The sequence below is a fragment of the Daejeonella sp. genome, assembly GCF_049655485.1.
In the GTDB taxonomy this organism is placed as follows: Bacteria; Bacteroidota; Bacteroidia; order Sphingobacteriales; family Sphingobacteriaceae; genus Daejeonella.
This window is the reverse complement of the sequence record NZ_JBASJU010000375.1, coordinates 1-3,501: the sequence shown is the minus strand read 5'-3', so window position 1 is coordinate 3,501 and position 3,501 is coordinate 1. Positions and strand designations below refer to the sequence as shown.

The window sequence follows — 3,501 nt, the reverse complement described above, 5'->3', positions numbered from 1 at the left end:
CATGTGGTATAAAATATGGCAATGAAAGAACCAGTCACCACCCCGTTCATTTGCGTTAAATTCTATGGTGTCTCTTTCCATGGGCATAATGTCAATGATGTTTTTCATGATGGCGTTTTCACCTTGGCCGCTTAATAATCTGAAGTCGTGCCCGTGCAGGTGCATAGGATGACGCATCATACTGTTGTTGAACAAAATTATTCTTACGTTTTCACCTTTTCTTATAAGTATTTTATCGCTTTCCGACACTACTTTGTTATCAATGCTCCAGACATAACGGTTCATATTGCCCGTCAGGTCAAATTTTATCTCTCTCCAAGGGCCCTTGGGTAATGTGGTTTTTTCAGGTGCCCGCAACATCTCGTAATTAAGTGAGACCATTTCGGAGTTGTTTTTAGCCATTTCCATACCAGCCATATTGGAGCTGGCAGGGTCCATGCGATTATCTACTGCGACTTCACCGTTTTCTGTAATAGGAGTAGTTTGTTTCTTACCAGCCCCTCTCTTCTCCATACTCTGTACCTTTGAGGCACTGCGGATTTCCTCACCTGTAATCTCCGGATACATCACCGTGTTCATATCCATGATCTGGTTTTTCATCGCCATTCCATCCATCTCAACCAGGTTACCATTCATATCCATCATATCGTTCATCATCCTCATACCTAAAAAATATTTAGGTCGGTTCCATCTTACAGCAGGCACTTTCGGGCCGCTCCCGAGCCACAGAGAAGTAAATTTTGTACGATCTTCCGGTGTTGCCAAAAATTCGTAACTCTTGTTTTCAGGAATAGTTACAACAACATCATAGGTTTCTGATACAGCTATTATCAACCTGTCAACTTCTACCGGTTCAACATCATTGCCATCGGTTGCTACTACTGTAATTTTGCCACCAGAGTAGCTAAGCCAGAAATAATCGGAAGCTCCACCGTTTGCTATCCTCAACCTTACTTTATCACCAGCTTTAAATTGTGGTTGGTGGCTTTGATTTCTACCGTTAATTAGAAGACTATCATAATAGATGTCTGTTAAATCCATCGCATTCATCCGCTTCCATTCGTTCTTCACCTTTGTTTTAAACCAACCCAACTTTATTGCTTCTGAATAAGTTTGCTCAGCACCTTTTTGAACGGCAAACCAATCAGTAGCAGCATGTAGGCTACGGTGGGCCTCATCTGGTTTCATATCCAGCCATTCACTAATAATAACAGGGATTGTTGGTATGTCCCATTCCTCTCTCTTGTTCATGATAAACGAACCGTACATCCCAAGTTGCTCCTGAAGGCCGCTGTGGCTATGGTACCAGTGTGTGCCGTGTTGTATTATAGGAAACTTATACAAATAAGTGGCGCCGGGCTTTATAGGCATTTGTGTAAGGAAAGGAACCCCATCCATTTTGTTTGGTAAAAAAAGTCCGTGCCAATGCAGCGAAGAATTTTCTTTCAATCGATTATGTACATATATTAAAGCAGTGTCTCCTTCGGTGAACGTGAGTGTAGGCATTGGAATTTGTCCGTTCACGGCAATAGCCCTTTTGGATTTGCCTGAAAAATTCACCATGGTATCGGCAATATATAGATCATATCTCACGGTTCGTGGCGGAGTAGAGTTTAAAATGGTTTTGATGGGCCCAAGATTAGCTTTAGCTATTTGCATAGCGTCCATATCTTCCATCACTTCCGTACTGTCTTTAGCGGGCATGACCATGTTTTGATGTTCGCCAGAGGGGTCTGAAACCCGTTTGGTTTCGGCTGGGACGGCTTCCTTTTTGGCAGGCATGGTCATCCCATCCATATTACCCGTTTTCGCTGGAGGAGCTTTTTTTACCGGGGCAGGTGTCGAAGGCTTGGTGGGCTTGGATTTCTGAACAACCAGTTTCATTCCACACTTGGGACAATTCCCCGGTTTATTTGAGGTAACCTCCGGGTGCATAGGGCAGGTATAGACTACCGCCGATGCAGGGGGGGCAGGCTTTTTTGCAGGAGCTGTCGAAGTGCCCTGGCTTGACGGTTTTGGCGCTGGGGCTTTTTTAACCGGTGCAGGTGTTGAGGGCTTAGTGGCTTTTGTTTTCTGAACCACCAGTTTCATCCCACATTTAGGGCAATTCCCGGGTTTGCCGGATTTTACCTCCGGATGCATTGGACATGTATAAACAGTCTGCATGGAGGCGAATACGGAATGTGAATGCGCCGGATGCTCCGCATACAGCACTTGCTGGAACCAAAGCATGATGAGCAGTAATAGTAGCTTATTCATAATTATTTTATTTAGAAATTTCATTCCTGGCTATTTCTATCCAGTCAATTAATAATTTTTGATCAGTCTTTGAAAGAATGCTTCCCTTGTGCATATAGGTATAAGAAGGCAGGGGCATGCTTTCGTCTTCAATAGATCCTTTTATGACTTTTAATTTACTGAGCTGCCTGCGTTTGGAATAGTTCCCAAACTCGTCAAAATTCAGTTCCGCTTTTCCTTCTTCTATATGCCATGCCATCCACCATGCTCCGGGCTGCAGTGTAGCATACCACGGATAACGGGTATTGTTACTATGGCAATCATGGCAGGAGTTTTGCAAAATAGCTTGTACATTTTCGGGCACATTGATTACGCTGGCTATGCCCCCGCTTGAAGCCTGCACGCTTTGATTGCGTGCAGGCTGAACAAACTGAATAGCAACCAGAATAACCAATAAGACAATTAGTCCTATTTTTATTCTGCTCATCGAATTTAATTAAGCTCTTCTTTTACCGAACCACAGGTTGACATAGCCAGTCCCAAATAAGGATTCTTCACCTCTTTAGTTTCGCTCAGCCAATTTGCGCCTTTATTGTTGTTATACATTGGGCAGTTGGTATAATACAGTTTTTGTCCTGCACCAGTCGCTTTAACCAACTCATACACCTCGTCGCTTAAGGTTTCAAAATGCTCACGCTGATGAACCAAATTACCTGCATTGGCAGCAATATGTTCGGCATGCTCTATGGCATCGGCTTCCACATCAGTATACACTTGGCTCTGTTCAGCATTTAATACTGTTTTATCCATATCCTTAAAGGCCTTAGCAACCTCAATTGCAGCTGCAGCAGCTTCTTTATCATTGTCATTTGTAAGCGCATTTTTGAGTTTAAGGTAGCCAGTCAATATTTCGCTTGCGGGCATTTTATTTTCGGTTGTTTGCTCGTCCGTACTCACTACTGATGCGGTGCTATCAGAGGCTTGTTTATTGGATCCATTATTGTTGCAGGCAACAAAAAGTATTGATACGAGCGTTAAGCTTAAGATGATTGTTTTCATGTTTTTAGTTTTAAAATTATTTTTACCGGCGACATTCTTTAAGGGAGCGACCGGAATAGCTTTATGAGTGTTTTAGTGAATTAACTTCCAGAGTAAAGCCAATAGGATACAATGCACCTATGGCCTCATTGGATTAGAATTATTTAAGAGTTTCTACAACCTTCCCGCAGGTAAGCATAGCGCTACCGTAATAGGGGTTCTTAA

At 42.9% G+C, this 3,501-nt stretch carries 3 protein-coding genes; all 3 read right to left on the bottom strand.

Features of this window, described 5'->3' with window-relative positions:
• The coding region (locus WBJ10_RS15495; RefSeq protein WP_424291902.1) for a multicopper oxidase domain-containing protein at positions 1-2,259 on the bottom strand (2,259 nt) is incomplete at its 3' end.
• A gap of 7 nt (positions 2,260-2,266) precedes the next feature.
• A complete protein-coding gene (locus WBJ10_RS15490; RefSeq protein ID WP_276348916.1) occupies positions 2,267-2,725 on the bottom strand; it encodes a heme-binding domain-containing protein in 459 nt (152 codons plus the stop codon).
• A gap of 5 nt (positions 2,726-2,730) precedes the next feature.
• On the bottom strand, positions 2,731-3,297 hold the full coding sequence (locus tag WBJ10_RS15485) for a DUF3347 domain-containing protein (protein WP_424291900.1): 567 nt from the start codon (positions 3,295-3,297) through the stop codon (positions 2,731-2,733).
• Positions 3,298-3,501 lie beyond the last annotated feature (204 nt).